Consider the following 21,243-nt stretch of genomic DNA (forward strand, 5'->3'; position numbering starts at 1 on the left):
AACCTTATTTAGGACGGTACACAAGCAATAAAAAAGCCTGATGAGTACATCAGGCTTTTTTGCATCTAGCGGTTAGCGGGGTGATATTATTCGCCCGCCACCTTCATGGTATCAAGCAAGATAGAGCCGGTTTGGATTTGAGAACGCGTTTCCACATCGCTACCCACGGCAACAATTTGGTTGAACATGTCTTTTAGGTTACCCGCAATGGTAATTTCTGATACTGGGTATTGGATTTCACCATTTTCTACCCAGAAGCCAGCAGCACCACGAGAGTAATCACCTGTCACGACGTTCACGCCTTGGCCCATGGTTTCAGTTACCAGTAAACCTGTGCCAAGCTCTCTCAGCATTTGCTCGAAACTTTGTCCCGTCGACTTCACGTACCAGTTGTGGATACCACCAGCATGGCCAGTTGGGTCCATTTTCATTTTACGAGCCGCATAACTCGTTAGCAGGTAAGTCGCGAGTACACCATCGGTGATGATTTCACGATCTTGCGTGTACACACCTTCACTATCAAATGGACTAGAAGCTAGGCCACGTAAGACATGTGGGCGCTCTGAAATATTGAACCATTCTGGAAGTACTTGCTTGCCGAGGTGATCAAGTAAGAAAGAGGATTTACGGTACAGGTTACCACCGCTGATTGCCATCACTAGATGGCCAATCAAACCTGTCGCTACGTCCGCAGCAAACATGACTGGGTACTTACCCGTTTTCAGCTTTTGAGCGTCTAAGCGACTGATGGTTTTTTCTGCGGCACTGCGGCCAACCACTTCAGGAGCCCAAAGGTCGTCACGATGGCGAGCAACGGTGTAGCTGTAGTCACGCTCCATCTCACCATTTTTGCCTACACCAATCACACAACAGCTGGTGCTGTGGCGACTTGACGCGTAGCTTGCCAACAAGCCATGGCTGTTACCGTACACTTTGACGCCGTAATGACTGTCATAGCTCGCACCATCGCTTTGCTTAATCGCATCGCTGTAGTTAAGTGCTTCTTTTTCAGCGGCAATCGCAACTTGTGCTGCGTAATCTGGATCGGGTGCGTCTGGGTGGAAAAGGTCTAAATCAGGCACCTCTTTCACCATATATTCTTTCGGAGCTGGGCCCGCGAATGGATCTTCTGATGTGTATTGAGCGATGTCTAATGCTGCTAACACCGTTTGCTCGATAGCCGCTTCGCTCAAATCGGATGTGGAAGCACTGCCTTTACGTTGGCCACTGTAAACGGTAATACCCAGTGCGCCGTCGCTGTTGAATTCAACGTTTTCCACGTCACCCATGCGAGTGGAAACACTCAAACCCGTGCTCTTGGTAATTGCGACTTCAGCGGCATCAGACTTCGCCGCAGCGATTTCTAGTGCACGTGAAACGGCTTGTTCTAGCTCGGTACGTTGCTCAGCAACCTGCTGTTTAATATCCATTGTCTTTCACATCATGTATTCGATGTACAATAGAATAACAAGAATTTCGCTTTCTCCCCACGATTCTTGTTAAAATAGTCATAATATTAATCAAAACACAGGCAACTGAAATGGCACGTAAGAATCAAAAAGCGCCATGGGAACCAGAAGAAGAGATCATCTGGGTAAGTAAATCCGAGATGAAGCGCGACATGGAAGAGCTGCAAAAGCTTGGCGAAGAGCTTGTCGGCCTTAAGCCAGCAGCTCTCGAAAAGTTTCCATTGAGCGAAGACCTACGCGAAGCAATTGCTGATGCGCAGCGCTTTAAAAACGAAGCACGCCGTCGTCAACTGCAACGTATCGGTAAGTTAATGCGTTACGAAGATCCAGAGCCAATCCAAGCGGCACTAGACAAAGTTCGCAACAAACACTCGCAAGCAACAGCGGCACTACACAAGCTTGAAGCGCTGCGTGATCGTGTAGTCGAAGAGGGCGACAAAGCAATTGATGACGTTATGGAGCTTTATCCAGAAGCAGACCGTCAACGTCTACGCCAACTTGCTCGCCAAGCAGCGAAAGAGAAGAAGGCCGGTAAACCAGCAAAATCTTACCGTGAAATTTTCCAAATTCTAAAAGCCTTGAACGAAGAAGAAATCTAATTCAACGCTTAAGAACGCAAAAAGCAGACCTTTGTGTCTGCTTTTTTTATGCCTATTTTCTAGTATTACGCTAGACGATTGAGGTTCTCACCACGATCAAACGCGTTAATATTCTCAATTAAAATCTCAGCTAAACGCTGTATCGAAGAATCACTTCCCCACGCAACATGCGGCGTTAGTAGCAAGTTAGGCAAATGCATATTCGCAATCAACGGGTTGCTTTCATCAGCGGGTTCTTGGGTAAAGACATCAAACCCAGCCCCAGCAATCTCACCTTGCTTTAACCCATCGACCAAAGCTTGCTCATCCACCAAGCCGCCACGTCCGGTATTAATCAAAATAGACGTTGGCTTCATCTGCTTAAGTTCCGCTTCACCAATCAAATTATGTGTCTCATCATTCAATGGACAATGTAGCGTGATGGCGTCCGCTTGATCCAACATCTCGGTAAAAGAAACATAGCCTTCTCGGCACTCTGTTACACCTTTACGTTCTGCAAACAACACATTCATACCCAATGCTTTTGCCAATTGTGCCGTTGCTTGACCTAATGCGCCGCTGCCAAGCACACCTAAGGTGCTGCCTGCAACATCTCCAATCGGATGCGTAAAGAAACAGAACTGCTTGTTGCGCTGCCATTCGCCAGCAGCGATATCTTGGTGATAACCAAACAAGTTACGACGCAAAGCAAACAGCATCGCGATAACGTGTTCTGGCACAGAGCGGGTCGCATAGCCACGCACGTTGGTAACCGCGATGTTGTGCTCGGCGCAATAGTTTACATCGACGTTATTAAAGCCCGTTGCCGCGACGGCAATCATCTTGAGGTGAGGAAGTTGAATGAGAACAGATTGGTCGAGCACCACCTTGTTGCTGATCACGATATCCGCATCAGCAAGACGCTCAACAACTTGCTCAGAAGAAGTCAGATCGTATTCCACCCAATCATGGGCAAAGCTTGGACGAGGTATTTGAATTTGGGCTGGGATGGTCGCTCGGTCGAGGAAGACCACTTTAGGCAGTGACATAACAACTCCTTGTTCACTGCCTAAAGATGAATTTATGGACGTGGCAGTGTTTTGTAATCTGGTAATTTACGCGCTGGGTTGAAATAGTCAAAGATCATCTCTTCCGCTTCTAGGTAAAAATCACAAGGAACAAAAATACTGCGCAACCAATCGGTTTTCGGGTGATAAAAGCTCAGCTCTGCGGCGTGCAACTCTAGACGTTCAGAGAAGGCTTTTGCTTCTTCTGTTGCGTAGAACTCATCACCCACAATTGGGTGACCTAACGCTTGCATATGAACACGCAATTGGTGTGAGCGGCCTGTAATCGGCAATAAACGCACAATCGTCGTCTTTGAACCATCAGGGTGTTCTTCTCGCTTCGCTACTTGGAAGATCGTCCTAGAGGGTTTGCCATCTTCAAAGCATACTTTCTGCAGAGGACGATTCGGCCAATCACAAATCAAAGGCAGATCGATCTCGCCCTCTTCTTGTTCAATATGGCCCCAAACACGTGCGTAGTAGATTTTATGCGTCAATCGGTATTGAAACTGTTTTTTTAACGCACTTTCTGCACGCTTGTTTTTAGCAAGAACCATTAAGCCAGAAGTGCACATATCTAAACGATGCACGACTTGAATGTCTGGATATTGCTCGGTTAAGCGACTCCACATGCTGTCGTGATGCTCAGCAAGACGCCCCGGCACAGAAAGCAAACCAGATGGCTTGTTTACCGCCAAAATTTGCTCATCTTCAAAAACGACATCAATCCAAGGGTCGGTTGGTGGATTGTACTCAAGCATTGCCATGGGCAGGATCTCTACAGAATAAAAACGCGCTGATTATACCCAAGAGATGCAAAGATGCATGCAGAAAAATCGCTTAAATCCTGCCTCTTTTTACCATCGATATAACTTTTAGAAATAACAAAAACAACCAAGTCAATAACGAAGAGAAAAATTAAAAAAATCACTTCGTAAATATAAATTGACAAGCTGAGCGGTAATGTTATTTATAAGCACTAGTTGACACAAAAAGGACAATAATAAATGGAATCCGCAGTATCCGATCAACCCCAATCCAAAGTCTCGCAATTCTTCCGCTCTCTTGGCCCTGGTATTCTCATGGCCTCTGCCGCCGTCGGTGGTTCTCACCTTGTTGCATCCACCAAAGCTGGGGCTATCTACGGCTGGCAACTTGCGGCGCTCATCCTGCTGGTAAACCTTTTTAAATACCCATTCTTCCGAGCAGGCGTGCAGTACACCATGGGCACTGGTAAAACGTTGGTTGAAGGCTATGCCAAACTTGGTCGCCCATACTTGTGGTTGTTCTTATTCCTCAGTTCCGCTTCTGCGGTCATCAACACAGCAGCACTGTTGATGTTCAGTGCGAGCTTGTTGGGCTATTTCATTCCATTTTCTTTGTCGATGGCATCACTCAGTGTCATTGTTTTGGTAACATGTTTAGTGATTTTATTCGCCGGCCACTACAAAGCACTAGATACACTTTCAAAAGTCATTATGACGGTCCTAACGATAGCGACGCTACTTGCGGTTGCGATAGCGTTTGGAAACCCTGTAGAGCCTGTTGCGAACTTTGAATCCCCTTCTCCGTGGTCAATTGCTGCCATCGGCTTTATCGTTGTGACCATGGGCTGGATGCCTGCTCCAATCGAGATCTCTTGTTTAACGTCTGCGTGGCTAAAGCGCCAAACTAGCCAACAAGAAGTTACGGCAAAATCTGCCCTGTTTGATTTCAACGTCGGCTACATTGGTACTGCGGTATTGGCTTTGGTGTTTGTATCACTAGGTGCGTTGATGCTGCACGGTTCAGGTATTGAGCTTAAGAGCTCCGGCGTAGGCTTCTCCCATCAGCTTGTTGGCTTGTACGCCTCAACCATTGGTGAATGGTCACGTTACCTGATTGCTGTGATTGCGTTCTTTTGTATCTTCGGCAGCACCATTACGGTAATTGACGGCTACTCGCGTGTGATTTCAGACTCTCAACGGTTGCTGCGTTCACAACCAGAAACCGATCCAAAAGCGACGTCGGCCATCATGCTTATTGTTTCTCTATGTGCTTTAGGTATCGTTGTTTTCTGGGCTTCAGCACTATTACCGATGTTGAACTTTGCCATGGTATTGGCGTTTATGACGACGCCATTCTTCGCGCTTTTAAACTATATTCTAGTGAGTAAAACCGACTTGCCTAAGCCATTGGCGCTGGGTCGTAAATTGAAGTGGTTGTCGATTGCTGGTTTGATTTACTTATTCGGCTTCTTAGCGCTATTCATTTGGTGGAAGTGGTTGATGTAATCAGCTGTGAGCAATCAACTGAGCTTATGAGATAAAAGCTCAGATAAAGAAAAAGGTCTTCAATTGAAGACCTTTTTTCGTTTGTATGGACGCTGATTAGTTGTGGCTGACGACAATTAAACGTAGCGAATCTAGCTGAACCTGAGCTTGGTTGATATAACCTGTTAGCTCTTTGATTTGTTCTTCAATCGCTTCAATTTCTTCGTCACGGATGTTCGGGTTAACCGCTTTCAGTGCTTGTAGGCGCTCAAGCTCTGCATTCAAGCTTTGTTGCATGTCTTGCTGTGCTTGCTTGCGAATCTCTTCCACTTTCTGCTCAACCAATGCGTCACCCGCTTCGATGAGGCTGTGGATGTCTTTCTGTACTGATGTCACTAGCTTGCTGCCTAGGTGACGGTTTACTGGGCTAAGCTGACGGTTGAAACCTTCAAACTCAACCTGAGAAGACAGATCATTACCACGACCGTCCATCATCATGCGGATTGGCGTCTTCGGTAGGAAACGCGCAATACCGCTGCGTTTTGGTGCTTGCGCATCCACCGCGTAAACCAACTCAAGCAAGATAGTGCCCACTGGTAGCGCTTTGTTCTTCAGCAAAGAAACCGCTGACGTACCCACACCTTCGCTCATCAGCAGATCGATACCGCCTTGAATCATTGGGTGTTCCCAACTGATGAAGTGCATGTCTTCGCGAGACAGCGCGGTATCGCGGTCAAACGTGATTGTCGCGCCTTCGTATGGCAAACCTGGGTAGCTTGGCACCATCATGTGCTCAGATGGAGTTACAATCAGTGCGTTTTCACCCTTGTCGTCTTGGTTCAGACCGATGGTATCGAACAGAGACAACGCGAATGTCACTAGGTTTGTATCGCCATCCGTCGATGCGATTTTCTCAACGATTTGCTGCGCTTTGTCGCCGCCGTTTGAGTGCATTTCTAGCAGGCGGTCACGACCTTGCTCAAGTTGTGATTTCAGCTCTTTGTTCATCTTCGCTGATTCTTCAATCACTTCATCAAGGCTTGAAACATCACCAGATGCCAGCATTTCAATCAGTGCATCAGAGTACTTATCGTAAACCGCGCGACCTGTTGGACACGTTTCAGCAAACGCGTTCAGACCTTCATCGAACCAACGCGCAAGGATCGCTTGTGAAGTACCTTTTAGGTAAGGTACGTGGATATCGATATCACGCTTCTGACCGATACGGTCCAGACGGCCAATACGTTGCTCTAACAAGTCAGGGTTGAATGGCAAATCGAACATCACAAGCTGGTTAGCAAACTGGAAGTTACGACCTTCTGAGCCGATTTCGCTACAGATAAGAACCTGCGCGCCACCCTCTTCTTGTGCGAAGTAAGCCGCTGCTTTATCACGCTCAAGAATCGACATGCCTTCGTGGAATACGGTTGCACGAATACCTTCACGCTCACGCAATGCTTGCTCAAGTTGCAACGCAGTGCTTGCACGAGAAGCAATAACCAATACTTTATCGCTGCGCTTCTCTTTTACTTTTTCAAGTAACCAGTTTACACGTGAGTCGAACTGCCACCAGCTTGAATCTTCGCCTTCAAATTCTTGGAAGATTTCTTCTGGGTAAAGGTTCTTCACCGCGCGCGCTTCTGGTGTCATCTTGCCACCGATCATGCCTGATACACGCATTGATGTGGTGTACTGCTGCGGAATATCCATTGGCATGAGATGCACGTTACGCTTCGGGAAACCTTTGATTGCAGCACGAGTGTTACGGAACAGCACTCGACCTGTACCGTGACGGTCCATCAGGTTGTCGATCAGTTCTTGGCGTGCTGACGCTTTCGCTTCTTCATCACTGTCGCTTTCGATAATACGGAATAGCGGCTCAACGTCCTGCTCAGAAAGCAGTTCTGTAATTTGGTTTTTCGCTTCGTCTGGCAGTTTCTCACCAGAGAATAGCGACGTGATAGCATCCGCAACAGGTGCGTATTGCTCTTCTTCTTCAACAAACGCTTCATAATCGTAGAAACGATCTGGATCTAGAAGACGTAGACGAGCGAAGTGGCTCTCGCGACCTAGCTGCTCTGGCGTTGCGGTAAGCAGTAACACACCCGCGGTGCGTTCTGCCAAGCCTTCTACCACTTGGTATTCGCGGCTTGGTTTGTCTTGGCTCCACTCTAGATGGTGCGCCTCATCGACAACCAATAGATCCCACTCACCTTCTAGCGCTTGTTCAAAACGCTTACGGCTCTTACGTAGGAAATCCAGTGAACACAGTACGTATTGCTGCGTATCAAATGGGTTTTCTGCTTCTGCAAAAGCTTCAATACAACGTTCTTCATCGAAGATAGAGAAGTGCAGATTGAAACGACGCATCATCTCAACGAGCCACTGGTGTTGCAGTGTCTCTGGTACCACGATAAGAATACGCTCGGCACGACCCGCCAGTACTTGCTGGTGGATGATCATGCCCGCTTCGATGGTTTTACCAAGACCCACTTCATCCGCTAGCAATACGCGAGGCGCGTGACGGCGACCGACTTCGTGTGCAATGTACAGCTGGTGAGGGATCAAACCTGCACGCATGCCACACAGACCACGCATTGGGCTCTTGTGTTGTTCAAATTGGTTTTGTAGCGCACGGTAGCGAAGTACAAAGTTGTCCATGCGGTCGATTTGACCTGCGTACAACTTGTCTTGCGGTTTGTTAAAACGAATGTGGTTGCTTAGGAAGATTTCACGCAACACGATCGCCGTTTCTTGCGTGTCTTCACGAGTACCGAAATAGGTGTATAAACCTTCATCTTCCAGTACTTCTTCAACTTTTAATGACCAACCTTCTTGGCAATCGATGACATCACCGACGTTGAACGTTACTCGGGTAACTGGTGCATCGTTACGTGCGTAAACTCGGTTTTCCTCTGATGCTGCAAACATCAATGTCACAGTACGAGCATCCATTGCCACTACGGTACCTAAACCTAAATCGCTTTCCGTATCGCTAATCCAGCGCTGCCCCAAAGCAAATGTCATGAATTGACTACCTCGTTGTTGTTTCTTGTTGGTCTCTACCCATCCCGATGGGCATGGATATTAGTTTAGATCTGATTCTGGCTTCTGCTATGCCAATCGTGCTTGTCATGCCACTTTGTGCTGTGCATTTTTAAGCCAGCTGAACATGATAAATCGGACGTAGCCTATACGCAGAAAAAGGTCGCTAATCTTACTTGAAGCTGTGATTTAGGTCACGTCGAAACCGCCCAGAGGGCAAACTTTTTTTCCTGAATTAGGAATGCAATCAAATTGTAAAAAACTCATGACAATTATTAAGTTGTAAGAAGTAAATTTTACGTATACTTCTATTGAGGGGCGCTTAGAGTCATCGTGCATGATTTGAGCGCATTAAGTACACGATTAGGATCAACACGGGTTTGCAGTAAGTTGTCTTGCTACTCGGTTGCGCACTAACCGACATTGCCCGACAACCTCTATTGCAAGCAATCAGAGTTAGGAAGTCTGTTCCTTCTTAACTACTAGCCAGCAAAGCCGCGCTGCGGCAAGGAGACGCTATGGGCGATACCGATCGGAAACTATTTGTACTCGATACCAACATTCTTCTTCATGAACCCTTCGCCATCTTCTCTTTCCAAGAACACGATGTCGTCATCCCTATGACTGTGTTGGAAGAACTCGATCGAATCAAAGACAGCAAACGTGATGTTGCACGAGATGCACGCGTTGCGATTCGCGCTTTGGAGGATTTATTTAGAGAAGCCACGCCAGATGAAATCTCAGAAGGCATTCCCGTTTCTAAAGACAACCCAAGCCAAGGCACCATCTCTATTTTGGCGGACTTCGAATTGCAGGAAACCGTCAAAGCCTTCGCCGACAAAGCCGGTGATAACCGCATACTCAATGCGGTGCTTTATCTGCAAAACAAACGCGCACCACGCGAAGTTGTGCTCGTAACCAAAGACATCAACATGCGTTTGCGAGCCAAAGGTGCTGGCGTACGTTTCGTTGAAGACTATCGTACGGATCAGCTGATTGATGATATCCAATACCTCACCAAAGGCTTTCAACAACGTGAAGGCGAATTTTGGAGTGGTGTGGATGAGGTGGAAAGCTACGCGCTGGGTGGAAAAACGTTCCATAAACTCAGCCGCGAACCGTTCGACCCGACCTTTATTAATCAATACGTGATTGATGAAGAGAGTGATTTTGTAGGTCGAGTAGAAACCATCAATGAGGATAAGCTCACCTTGCTCGACCTCAGCCGTGAGCGCATGATGCATCGCCGCGCTTGGGACATTACACCGAAAAATATCTATCAAGGCATGGCGATGGATGCCCTGCTCGATCCAGATATCGACTTGGTGATTCTGACCGGTGCCGCCGGTAGTGGTAAGACACTGCTCGCCATGGCAGCGGCATTGGAACAAACCATTGAAAAAGGCATGTTCGATAAGATCATCGTGACGCGTAACACACCAGACATTGGTGAGTCGATTGGTTTCTTACCGGGATCGGAAGAAGAGAAAATGATGCCTTGGTTAGCAGCGGTGACCGATACCTTGGAAGCGCTGCACAAGAACGACCATTGCACCGAAGGCTCGATGAAGTACATCTGTGATAAAGCCAACATTCAGTTTAAGTCGATTAACTTTATGCGTGGCCGCTCTATCCAGAACGCCTTTGTCCTGCTCGATGAGTGTCAGAACTTAACCGCTTCACAAATCAAAACCATCATCACCCGTTGTGGTGAAGGCACTAAGATTGTGTGTTCCGGTAACTTGGCACAGATTGACTCTCACTACCTAACCCCAGTGACGTCTGGTTTGACGTATATGGTTGAACGTTTCAAGAACTTTGAAGGCAGCGCCAATATCCACCTAAATGGTGTGGTGCGAAGTCGCTTAGCAGAATTTGCTGAAGAAAACCTATAACGAACACTCTCCCCCTAAAACCAAAAGAGCGCTCAATGAGCGCTCTTTTTAATTCTGCTTCAGATGAAGTTTATTCAGTACCACCAACGGTGATGGAATCGAGCTTCAATGTAGGCTGACCAACGCCAACCGGTACGCTTTGACCCGCCTTGCCACACACGCCAACACCTCTGTCGATGCTTAGGTCGTTACCAACCATAGAAACTTGCTGCATCGCTTCAATGCCAGAGCCAATCAGCGTTGCGCCTTTCACTGGACGAGTGATTTTGCCATCTTCAATCAAGTACGCTTCTGATGCTGAGAATACGAACTTACCAGAAGTGATGTCCACCTGACCGCCACCGAAGTTTGGTGCGTACAGACCTTTCTTCACCGTAGAGATGATCTCTTCTGGTGTGTGCTCACCCGGTAGCATGTAAGTGTTAGTCATACGTGGCATTGGTAGATGCGCATAAGACTCACGGCGACCGTTACCTGTTGGGTTTACACCCATTAGACGTGCGTTTAGCTTGTCTTGCATGTAGCCTTTTAGAACGCCATTTTCGATAAGCGTGTTGTATTGACCGTTCACACCTTCATCATCGACGTTCAATGAGCCGCGTAGGTCTTTTAGCGTGCCATCATCCACGATAGTACAAAGTGGAGACGTCACTTGCTCACCCATCTTGCCAGAGAACACTGACGATTCTTTACGGTTGAAGTCGCCTTCTAAACCGTGGCCTACCGCTTCGTGCAGCAATACGCCCGGCCAGCCAGAACCAAGTACCACAGGCATCATGCCTGCAGGTGCTGCTTCTGCTTCTAAATTCACTAGCGCCATACGAATCGCTTCATCAGCGAATTGGAATGCTTGTTTCACGCCATTCGTTTCAGATAGGAAGAAGTCGTAACCGAAACGACCACCGCCACCAGCGCTACCGCGTTCGCGGCGATCGCCTTTTTCAGCAAGAACACTGATTGAAAGACGAACAAGCGGGCGAATGTCACCAGCGTAAGTACCGTCGGTTGCAGCAACCAACATTTGCTCATGCACACCACTGATGCTGATCGATACTTCTTTGATCATTGGCTCTTTGGTACGAATGTACGCATCTAAAGACAATAGCAGTTCGGTCTTTTGTTGCTTTTCCCAGCTTGCTAGTGGATTTACCGCATCGTAGTAAGCTTGGTTATCAGAACGTTTGAATGCGTGCACTTTGCCATTTTGGCCTTGCTGCGCAATACCACGCGCGGCAATCGCACTTTGCTTCAAACCGTCTAGTTGAATTTGGTCTGAATAGGCGAAACCGGTTTTCTCGCCTGTGACTGCTCGTACACCGACACCACAGTCAATATTGAAAGAGCCATCTTTAATGATGCTGTCTTCTAGAACCAGAGACTCGTGCCAGCTGGACTGAAAGTAAATGTCCGCATAATCGATCTGGCGCGTCGCAATGCTCGCTAGTGTGTCAGCGATGTCTTGCTCTGTCAGACCGTTTGGGGCTAGGAGTGCCTGTTCTATTTGGTTTATGCTCATAGTTAGCTCTTTTATTTCCGTTTCAATTCATTTTGAAAGCGACTGTGTTGAGTCAGCGGCATATTCTGCCTTACTTGCTGGTTGTGTGACAAATCTATCTCGGCCACCAGCAATCCTACTTGGTCATTCAATTGTTGGTGAACGCGCCCCCAAGGGTCAATCACCATAGAATGCCCCCAAGTTTGGCGACCACATGGATGTGTCCCCGTTTGCCCGCAGGCTAGAATCCAACATTGGGTTTCAATCGCTCGCGCTCTTAGCAGTACTTCCCAATGCGCTTGCCCTGTCACCGCGGTAAACGCAGCGGGTACCACAATAACTTGCGCTCCTGCTAAGCGTAGCGCTTTAAACAATTCAGGAAAGCGTACGTCGTAGCAAATACTTAAGCCTACCGTACCAATATTGGTCTCTGCGGTCACGATGCGATTGCCAGCGGTAAAAGTATCCGACTCACGATAACTGCCGTGCCCGTCAGCGACATCCACGTCAAACATATGCAGCTTATCGTAGTGAGCAATGCACTCGCCTTGCGGTGAGAAAACCAATGTCGTGGTAGTCACACTTTGTTCAGTGCGAATCGGCATACTGCCCACGATTAAAGTCAGTTGGTTATCTTTTGCGATCTCAGATAAGCGCAGCTGAATAGGACCGTCACCCAAAGTTTCTGCGCTCTGGTGATATACTTCTCGGTTGGCAAACTGCATGGCGTTTTCTGGTGTCACAACCAGCTTCACACCTTGCTCAGCAGCCAATGCACATTGCTTGGCAATGAAATCCAGATTCTCCTCGATATCTGGACCCGATGTCATTTGAATGATGCCAACACATTCCATTTATTCAATTCCTTGTTCGTCAGAAGACTGACCGCGTAATTACTTCGCTTGCTCACGCAGTTTTTCTGGCAACTTATATTCACCTTTGCTTCGTGAAATCTCTTTTACGGTAGGTGAATCCAGAGGACCTTTCACTTCGTAGTTTACCTGTGTGAAGACTTCCACCACAGGAGAGATAACGGTCGAAATCGCCAATACATACAGCGCGGTTTGAGGTGCCACTGCAAAGGCGGTCAGCATTGGAATACCCGAAGTGATGTCTGGTGTGAAGTTCACTTCCGCATCTACCAAGCGCGTGTTCATGTCAGCAATACCGCGAATCTTCATCTCTCCAGCTAATGCATCCATCACGATATCGTTGGTGATAAACACGCCATCTTGGATCTTGCCTGTCCCCGTGATTGAGTTGAATGCCATCCCTTTATCGAATACGTCAGTAAAGTCGAGCTGCATCTTACGAATGATAGAATCGAGACTAAAAAGCCCCAGCAATCGCGCTGCACCACTGACTTCAGTGATCACACCTTTACCAAACTCAGTAGACACATCACCTTGCAAGCTTTGTGTCTTCATCGACCAAGGTGCGCCATCCCAATCTAGGTTGGCATTAATTTCAAACGGCGCTTGTTGGATACCGGAAGTAATCCCAAATCGCTCCATCAAGTCACTGTTGTTTTCACCCTTCACTTTCATGGTCAGGTTTGAATGACTTCGCTCTTTCGTCAGTTCCCACCATCCGCTCATGTCGACACGGTTTTGACCACTACTGAAGTTAACATTTTTCCATTCGAGGCGGTTGTTAGCACGCTCGACGTCCACATTTACCTTACCGACCTTGTAACCTTGCAACCAAAAATCATCAATGCTCAAGGTTAAGTTTGGCATCTCTGTATGGAACTTGCGGTCAAAGTTTGAGATGAGCGGCGCGGCTTGGTCTTCACTGGCAAACAGAGAACTGCGTTCTTTGGTCATCTCATCAAAGCCAGGAATATACAAATGCAAATGATCTAAAGAGACAGATAAGTCAGAAGGTTTGAGGTAATTTGCTTTGCCCTTCACCTCTTGGCTGTCTACTTCTAATTGCCAACTCGAGTTCTTTTTACGTGCATTCAAATCCACATCATGGAACTCAATTCCACCAAGCTCTAAGTTCTGCACATCCATGTTAATGCGCGTCGGCAGTGGAATGGTTGGCGTCTTCATGCTCGATAGTACAGATTGAGTTTTGCTTTGCGGCACATGCATGAGATCAGCCCAACGATCTAAGCTCAGGTCATCCAAACGAATCGAAGCATTGTGTCCAACGACTGGGCTAATTTTAAAACCACCATTACCTAAAACCAGATGCGTTGCCGTCAATTCCGGCACATCTCCTGAAATATCAATTTCAGTTTGGTATTTCGCATTTGGTATTTCTAAACGAGCAGAGATACTTTCTTGGTTGCCCGATGCTTGTAGTTTAGCTTGCCCTTTTTCGCCGCGCTTTTTCGCTAACGGGTAAGGGTAATCACTCACAAGCTGACTAAGCTGCGCCAAAACGTCTACCTGATACGTAAAGCCTACGTCATTGAGTTGCAAGTCGATGTCCATTTGCCAAGGCGCATGACCAGAAACGAGGCTCAACCAGCGCTCACCAAGATAAGGCTTAAGTGGGCCGACTTCCCAATCACCTAAGGTGTTGATGGTCACGTTGTAGCCTTGTTCGGCATTCTCACCACGAAAATCAAGTGAAATAGGCTGTTTCAACAGTTCAGCTGACAAGCCAGAAGTGGTCACAACGTCGTTATCAAACTTGATACGGCCCGTCGCGTTTTCTAACGTCATCGGCGGCGCATCAATATCAACACGGTTGTTTTTAAGATCGGCGTAACCCCAAGCACGCGCGTCTTTCTCGGAGTCAAATGGGATATTGAGTTGGAACTCTGAATAAACAGGACCACTCACTTGCAATGCCGTCAAAGCCGCACCAACTGAATCGACGAGAGGGGTTGCCATCATGTAATCACGAACTTCATTGCCCGGCGCACTAGCCTTGGCTTCGATTTCGATGTGACCGCCTTCAGCAAGCTCAGGAATACGTCCTGTAATTCGCTTAGCTTTGACACCATTTAACGTCGCAGACTTCGAGTCCAAATACATGGCATCGTTTTCGAACAGCAAATCTAACTGTAGATTGGTGATGGTTGGCCACGCCGTGTCAAAACTGAATTTCGCATTCTTCAATCCAACCCAAGCTTGGAACATACCGTTGTGTTCTTTGTATGGAAAATCACCAAGTTCACCATACCAAAGCAGTTTTGCAGTATTGACCTTACCACCTTGAATTGCGGTAGATAGGTAGTCGGTCAGGTCTTGCCCAAGCGCAAGAGTTGGCAGATAACGCCAAGTTTCACCCGCGTTGTAGAGGTCAGCTTCGGCATAAAACGATAGGAATGGGCTTTGATCTTTAGGGAAATCAAGACGGAACGCGCCAAGTACCTGTAAGTCAGGTGTCGCTGCAGTCACTTTATCTGACCACAAACGCCAACCGCTCTCGTCTTGCTGCCAAATAATGTCCACCTGACCTTGTTTGATATTCAATGGCGCTTGGAAAACATCACCGTATGGGAAAACATCATCAATCACGGTAACTTTGGCTTTCGCCTGATTTAAGTCACCAGCTACAGTACCTTGCACGTGGTTAAAGCCAGGCAATAACTCCCATTGGGTTAAGCCTAATTGGTCTAGCTCGGCAGAGTAGCGCAGGGTATCAAGCCCACCGCTCATTGAAAGACGAATGTCTTCCACTCGTCCTTTGGGTGCGAGTTTGTTAAGCAATTCACTCGTGGATTCCGACTCTGGCGCTAACTTGATTAATGGCGTCAATGCTTCAATATCAAGTTGAGACAGATTAAGTAACCAACCATCCGGCTGCCAATCAAACGCGACGTCTAACTCTGGCCAAGGTCGGTCATCAGTGCGGATTTGCAGTGAGTGACCATTTACTTTCCAACCATCTTTGTCTGGGGAAAGCTTAAAAATGCCTGATTCAAGCAATAAGTCATGACGACCATTTTCATTCCAAACCAGCTCAGATGGCTGCAATTCAACATAGGCATAATTCGGCTGGCTGTGTTTTAGAGTGAGCCATGTATTCAGGCTCACCTTGCCCGACTCCACACCTGATTCATCACGCATGTAAGTGGTTAACCAAGGTGTGACAGAGAGGTCTTGCGCACTCACATAGAATTCGCCTGAAACATCGCGCAGCGAACCATAATCTTTGAAGTTGGCACGCACTAACAAAGCATTCAAACTCGCATCCGCAATGCTTACGGTTCCTTCTGCTAAATGGTGCTTGCCATCGTTACTCCAACGAAGCTGCTCTATATCTAAGCGGCGCGTTTCACCAGAGACCGATTTGTACCAAATGCGCGAGTCCGTAATGGTAAAATCTTCAAATTGACGTAACAGCAATGAATCGAGTTGGTCGATCAAGTTGCTTTCATTTTTACTGGCATTCGCTTGCGGTTCTTTGCCTTCTGATTTGGACAGAAGATCGACGGTACGAATATCTAAAGCCAAGTCGTCGATTGTCAAATCTGCGACCACAGGTCGAAACTTGAAAATCGATTGGATCAAATCAAATTCGATATGAATTTCATCAACGGCAAAACGTGCGTCTTGGTTATTCGGCAAATTCGCCTCTAAACCTTGCAACGAAATCGAGGGGTGGCTATTACGCCAAGAACCAGCAACGCTGGTGATAGAAAAGTCAAAACCTGTGCCTTGCTTGACCCAGGTTTTGATCTCATCTTGGAAGTGGTTAAGTTGTGGCAATGCTACGCGCAGGGTAGTTACTAGTATGGCTAAAAGAACCAACAGAGTAACCAAGCTCCACGCGCAGAAGCGCCCGAAACGGTTAAAACCAGAATTCACAAATTTTCCAATTACATCATCACGACGTCAAACTGCTCCTGAATGTACAGGTGTTCAGCTTGAATACGAACTTGCTTACCAATAAATACTTCGAGTTCAGCGAGCGCATGGGACTCATCGCCCAACAGCGTTTCCGCGACAAATGGCGATGCGTAAACAACAAAGTTGTCCGCATCATAAGCACGGTTCACTCGGGTGATTTCACGCAGAATCTCGTAACACACGGTTTCGACAGTCTTCACGCTGCCACGACCTTCACAAGTAGGACAGCTAGAACACAAGATATGTTCAATACTTTCACGCGTACGCTTACGTGTCATCTCTACTAACCCTAGCTGAGTAAAGCCATTGATGTTAGTTTTCACACGGTCTTTTGAAAGAGCACCTTCTAAAGAGGTAAGTACACGCTTACGGTGTTCATCCGATGCCATATCGATAAAGTCGATAATGATGATACCACCAAGGTTGCGCAGACGAAGTTGACGTGCGATTGCTTGTGTCGCTTCAACGTTCGTATTGAAGATGGTTTCTTCTAGATTGCGACGACCAACAAACGCGCCAGTATTGATGTCGACAGTAGTCATAGCTTCGGTTTGATCGATGATCAGGTAGCCACCAGATTTAAGCTCAACTTTGCGTTCCAGAGAGCGTTGGATTTCGTTCTCTGTGTCGTACATATCGAAGATTGGCTTATCACCTTCATACAGCTCAAGCTTATCAGTCAACTCTGGCACATATTCAGACGTAAACTCTTTCAGGTTCTCGTATTCAAGGCGAGAGTCGACCATGATTTTGTCAAGCTCAGTGCCAACAAAATCACGCAAGATACGCTGTGCTAAACCTAGCTCACCGTACAAGGTAGAACGAGTTTTGTACTTAGAGCGACGCTCCATGACTTTCTGCCATAAACGCTTCAAAAATGCCGCATCTTGAGAAAGCTCTTTCTCATCGGCGCCTTCTGCCGCAGTACGAATGATAAAGCCACCGTGCTCATCACAGTAGTGATTAACCACTTTCTTCAAACGCTCACGCTCTGTTTCACTTTCAATACGCTGAGACACACCAACGTGGCTCGCTCCCGGCATAAAGACAAGGTAACGAGAAGGAAGGGTGATGTCAGTTGTCAGACGTGCGCCTTTGGTACCAAGTGGATCTTTCACCACTTGCACAACGATATCCTGGCCTTGGCGAACCAACTCAGAAATATCACGTACTTGGAATTGTTGTTTTTCGTTCTCTGCGACACATTCCGTGTGAGGAACGATGTCTGACGCGTGCAAAAATGCCGCTTTATCTAGACCAATATCGACAAACGCCGCTTGCATGCCTGGCAATACACGGCTTACTTTGCCTTTGTAAATATTGCCAACAATGCCACGGCGTGATTCTCGTTCTATATGAACTTCTTGTAGTACTCCACCTTCAATCATGGCCACGCGAGTTTCACTCGGGGTCACGTTTAGCAGCAATTCTGCACTCATGTGCACACCTCAAAACAATTATAAAAATTCTTGAATTAGCTGATCGGTTTCGAACAAAGGTAAGCCTACTACGGCGTGATAACTGCCTTCGATTCGGGTGACGAAACGCCCTCCGAGTCCTTGAATACCATAACTTCCAGCTTTATCGCATGGTTCACCTGACTGCCAGTATCGTTCTATTTCTTCATGAGTCAGTGGTTTGAACCACACGTCAGTGATAACGACCACTGAGTGTTGTTGTTCTGATGATACGACGCTCACAGCGGTCATCACTTGGTGCTGACGACCCGATAAATTACTGAGCATACGTTTTGAATCTTCAAAACTTTTTGGTTTTTCTAGTACTTGGTTATCGCATACCACTACGGTATCAGAGCCCAATATAACGGAATCAGGCTTAGCCATCGCTAAGCCTGCTTGAGCTTTTTCCAGAGAGAGTCGCAAAACGTAGTCTTGTGCTTGCTCGTGATCTTGTTTGGCTTCCTCTATATCAGGAAGCACAATATCAAAATCATAACCTAACTGAGCAAGCAGCTCTTTTCTTCTCGGAGAACCCGATGCGAGAACGAGGGATAAGCCCTTTTTCACAACGTTACCTTACGTGCCATGCGCGACGGACGCGTCGCATCAGTAAAAACATCCATGGCCAAAGTATACAGTTTATTGCCGCAGTCCACAGAGATAATGGATTAAATACTACGTCCTGGTTCAAATATTCCCCACAGAAGATGAGAAGTTCCAGTAGCACGGTAAAAAAGGCAATCAAAATAGATTGTTGCCACAATGCCATGTTACGGATTACCAAGAAATTGAGCGCCACTAGGTAGATAATGATCGACATCATCATTCCTCGGATCCCAAGCGTCGAACCAATCAAAATATCCCAAAGCAAACCTAAAACCAGAGCGGTACCAACATTTACACGGTGTGGTAATGCCAGCACCCAGTAACAGGTAACGAGGAACAGCCATGATGGACGCAGTAGATCCAAAACACCTGGCCACGGAATGGTTTGCAGGACTAGCGCGACGAAGAAGCTAACGCCGATGACCATTCGGCTTCTAAATACACTATTGGCCATCGGTTACCTCTTGTTCTGAACCTTCTTCTACATTCGACTGCAGTACTTTGTGTTGGCGGTCTTCATTCGGCCAAATCAATAGCAAGTAGCGCAGACGATCAAACTCAACCACAGGTTCCGCTTTGATTGATGCGAACTCTTGGCGAGTATCGTGATCGACATTCGTGACGGTTGCTACTGGGTAGCCTTCAGGGTAAATACCACCGAGGCCCGACGTCACCAACAAATCGCCCACTTGAATGTCAGTACTGGTTGGGATGTGTTCCAGTTGGATTTCATCTACTTCACCGTTCCCGGAAGCGATCACACGAATATCGTTACGAATCACTTGGACCGGAATTGCGTTTTTCGCGTCAGTGAGGAGAAGAACACGTGCGTTGTGCGCTGCAACAAACGTCACCTGACCAACAATACCTTTCTCATTGATAACAGGCTGACCGACGTAAACACCATCAATACGACCTTTATCGATCACCACCTGGTGGCGGTATGGCGATGTATCAACAGCCATGACCTCTGTTACAACTTTCTTCTCGTCACGGACGAATGAAGAGCCAAGCAGTTTACGTAAGCGTTGGTTTTCTTCTTTGTATTGATCGAGCAAGATAAGCTCGCTCTTCAGGCGAAGCACTTCTCGCTTCAAATTGCGATTGCCTTCAATCAATGCCTGACGGGTATTAAAACGCTCGAACATTCCATCAAACATGCTACGAGGCATATTGGCCGCGTACTGAATAGGCGCAACCATACTGTTCAATAGGTATCGGACGTTGGAAAACGTATCTAGACGGTTATCAGCCAGCATTAAGCTCGCCGACACGATGACAGCAAAAAACAGACGCAATTGCAGAGATGGTCCTCTGCCAAAAATCGGTTTCATCTTGTTTTTAACCTGATTGCTACCATGAATATAGAGCCTTACTTGGCAACCTGAGAATTCGACTTGAGACGATTCTAGGTATGGAGCAGATTGAAATTACAGAGAGCAGAAATGAAGGTGAAGCTCATGTTGAGCTTCACCACACACTTTATTCTTCAGAGAAGAGATCGCCACCATGCATGTCGATCATTTCTAGTGCTTTACCACCGCCACGAGCCACACACGTTAGTGGGTCTTCAGCGATAACAACTGGAATACCAGTTTCTTCCATTAGTAGACGATCTAGATCTTTCAGTAGTGCACCACCACCTGTCAGAACCATACCGTTCTCAGAGATATCAGACGCCAGTTCAGGTGGGCACTGTTCTAGTGCAACCATCACTGCTGATACGATGCCTGATAGCGGCTCTTGAAGCGCTTCTAGGATCTCGTTTGAGTTCAGGCTAAAGCTGCGTGGCACACCTTCTGCAAGGTTGCGACCACGAACTTCGATCTCTTGAACTTCATCACCTGGATAAGCCGAACCGATTTCGTGCTTGATCTTTTCAGCCGTTGCTTCACCGATCAAACTACCGTAGTTACGACGCACATAGTTGATCACAGCTTCATCAAAGCGGTCACCACCGATACGTACAGAAGAAGAGTAAACCACACCGTTTAGTGAGATAACGGCAACTTCTGTTGTACCACCACCAATATCGACCACCATTGAGCCTGTTGGCTCAGAAACACGTAGGCCAGCACCAATTGCCGCCGCCATTGGCTCGTCAATTAGGTAAACTTCACGCGCGCCAGCACCGAGTGCAGATTCACGAATCGCACGGCGCTCAACTTGAGTCGAACCACAAGGCACACATACAAGTACACGTGGGCTTGGTTTTAGAATGCTGTTGTCATGCACTTGCTTGATGAAGTGCTGAAGCATTTTTTCTGTTACGTAGAAGTCAGCGATAACGCCGTCTTTCATTGGACGAATAGCTGAGATGTTACCCGGTGTACGACCAAGCATCTGTTTTGCCGCATGGCCTACAGCAGCAACGCTTTTTGCAGAACCTACACGATCTTGACGAATAGCAACTACAGAAGGTTCATCTAGAACGATGCCCTGTCCTTTTACGTAAATTAGAGTGTTGGCAGTACCTAAATCGATAGATAGGTCGTTAGAAAACATGCCACGAAGTTTTTTAAACATATTCTTCGCTCATCCTGCAAAAATTTTAGAAGACAA

Annotated in this window: 15 protein-coding genes; 3 read left to right on the forward strand and 12 right to left on the reverse strand. The window is 47.1% G+C overall.

Annotation, left to right across the window (positions count from 1 at the left end; translation table 11 throughout):
- Positions 1 to 86 precede the first annotated feature (86 nt).
- Complete coding sequence (gene pmbA / locus BCT11_RS17725) at positions 87 to 1,430, reverse strand: metalloprotease PmbA (protein ID WP_102388875.1); 1,344 nt, start codon at positions 1,428 to 1,430, stop codon at positions 87 to 89.
- A 110-nt stretch (positions 1,431 to 1,540) separates the two neighbouring features.
- On the opposite strand from pmbA, the gene yjgA reads away from it, so the two are divergent.
- Positions 1,541 to 2,068, forward strand: a complete 528-nt coding sequence (yjgA, locus tag BCT11_RS17730) for a ribosome biogenesis factor YjgA (protein WP_038864526.1) — start codon at positions 1,541 to 1,543, stop codon at positions 2,066 to 2,068.
- Positions 2,069 to 2,133: 65 nt separating this feature from the next.
- On the opposite strand, the gene BCT11_RS17735 is transcribed toward yjgA, so the two are convergent.
- Together BCT11_RS17735 and rluA are read right to left on the reverse strand one after the other, a co-directional pair.
- Complete coding sequence (locus tag BCT11_RS17735) at positions 2,134 to 3,096, reverse strand: D-2-hydroxyacid dehydrogenase (protein WP_061036145.1); 963 nt, start codon at positions 3,094 to 3,096, stop codon at positions 2,134 to 2,136.
- A gap of 32 nt (positions 3,097 to 3,128) precedes the next feature.
- Positions 3,129 to 3,881 (reverse strand): bifunctional tRNA pseudouridine(32) synthase/23S rRNA pseudouridine(746) synthase RluA, encoded by a 753-nt coding sequence (rluA, locus tag BCT11_RS17740; RefSeq protein WP_045400525.1) that lies wholly within the window; start codon positions 3,879 to 3,881, stop codon positions 3,129 to 3,131.
- A 240-nt stretch (positions 3,882 to 4,121) separates the two neighbouring features.
- Between rluA and BCT11_RS17745 the strand changes: the two genes are divergently transcribed.
- Positions 4,122 to 5,387, forward strand: a complete 1,266-nt coding sequence (locus BCT11_RS17745) for a divalent metal cation transporter (protein ID WP_102388876.1) — start codon at positions 4,122 to 4,124, stop codon at positions 5,385 to 5,387.
- Positions 5,388 to 5,483: 96 nt separating this feature from the next.
- Here the strand turns inward: BCT11_RS17745 and rapA are convergent, their stop codons facing one another.
- Positions 5,484 to 8,393, reverse strand: a complete 2,910-nt coding sequence (rapA, locus tag BCT11_RS17750; RefSeq protein WP_102388877.1) for an RNA polymerase-associated protein RapA — start codon at positions 8,391 to 8,393, stop codon at positions 5,484 to 5,486.
- Positions 8,394 to 8,929: 536 nt separating this feature from the next.
- Between rapA and BCT11_RS17755 the strand changes: the two genes are divergently transcribed.
- A complete protein-coding gene (locus BCT11_RS17755) occupies positions 8,930 to 10,306 on the forward strand; it encodes a PhoH family protein (protein ID WP_038879704.1) in 1,377 nt (458 codons plus the stop codon).
- 70 nt (positions 10,307 to 10,376) lie between these two features.
- On the opposite strand, the gene tldD is transcribed toward BCT11_RS17755, so the two are convergent.
- The 8 genes from tldD to BCT11_RS17795 all read right to left on the reverse strand — a co-directional run bounded on the left by tldD (position 10,377) and on the right by BCT11_RS17795 (position 21,207).
- On the reverse strand, positions 10,377 to 11,822 hold the full coding sequence (tldD, locus tag BCT11_RS17760; protein WP_005438159.1) for a metalloprotease TldD: 1,446 nt from the start codon (positions 11,820 to 11,822) through the stop codon (positions 10,377 to 10,379).
- 11 nt (positions 11,823 to 11,833) lie between these two features.
- Complete coding sequence (locus BCT11_RS17765; RefSeq protein WP_061036142.1) at positions 11,834 to 12,655, reverse strand: carbon-nitrogen hydrolase family protein; 822 nt, start codon at positions 12,653 to 12,655, stop codon at positions 11,834 to 11,836.
- A gap of 39 nt (positions 12,656 to 12,694) precedes the next feature.
- Positions 12,695 to 16,573 carry a YhdP family protein gene (locus BCT11_RS17770; protein ID WP_061036141.1) on the reverse strand — a complete coding sequence of 1,293 codons (3,879 nt, stop codon included), beginning with the start codon at positions 16,571 to 16,573 and terminating at the stop codon, positions 12,695 to 12,697.
- A gap of 11 nt (positions 16,574 to 16,584) precedes the next feature.
- Entirely contained in the window at positions 16,585 to 18,054 is a 1,470-nt protein-coding gene (gene rng, locus BCT11_RS17775) for a ribonuclease G (RefSeq protein ID WP_039975690.1), read from the reverse strand.
- A gap of 18 nt (positions 18,055 to 18,072) precedes the next feature.
- A complete protein-coding gene (locus tag BCT11_RS17780; RefSeq protein WP_038864549.1) occupies positions 18,073 to 18,642 on the reverse strand; it encodes a Maf family protein in 570 nt (189 codons plus the stop codon).
- 4 nt (positions 18,643 to 18,646) lie between these two features.
- On the reverse strand, positions 18,647 to 19,135 hold the full coding sequence (gene mreD / locus BCT11_RS17785) for a rod shape-determining protein MreD (protein WP_038864551.1): 489 nt from the start codon (positions 19,133 to 19,135) through the stop codon (positions 18,647 to 18,649).
- On the reverse strand, positions 19,125 to 20,015 hold the full coding sequence (mreC, locus tag BCT11_RS17790) for a rod shape-determining protein MreC (protein ID WP_038864553.1): 891 nt from the start codon (positions 20,013 to 20,015) through the stop codon (positions 19,125 to 19,127). The genes mreD and mreC overlap by 11 nt, the downstream gene beginning before the upstream one ends.
- Positions 20,016 to 20,163: 148 nt before the next feature.
- A complete protein-coding gene (locus BCT11_RS17795; protein ID WP_005381144.1) occupies positions 20,164 to 21,207 on the reverse strand; it encodes a rod shape-determining protein in 1,044 nt (347 codons plus the stop codon).
- Between the last annotated feature and the right edge of the window lie 36 nt (positions 21,208 to 21,243).

Origin of the sequence: Vibrio sp. 10N.222.52.B12 (assembly GCF_002875385.1) — a bacterium.
Lineage (GTDB): Bacteria > Pseudomonadota > Gammaproteobacteria > Enterobacterales > Vibrionaceae > Vibrio > Vibrio jasicida.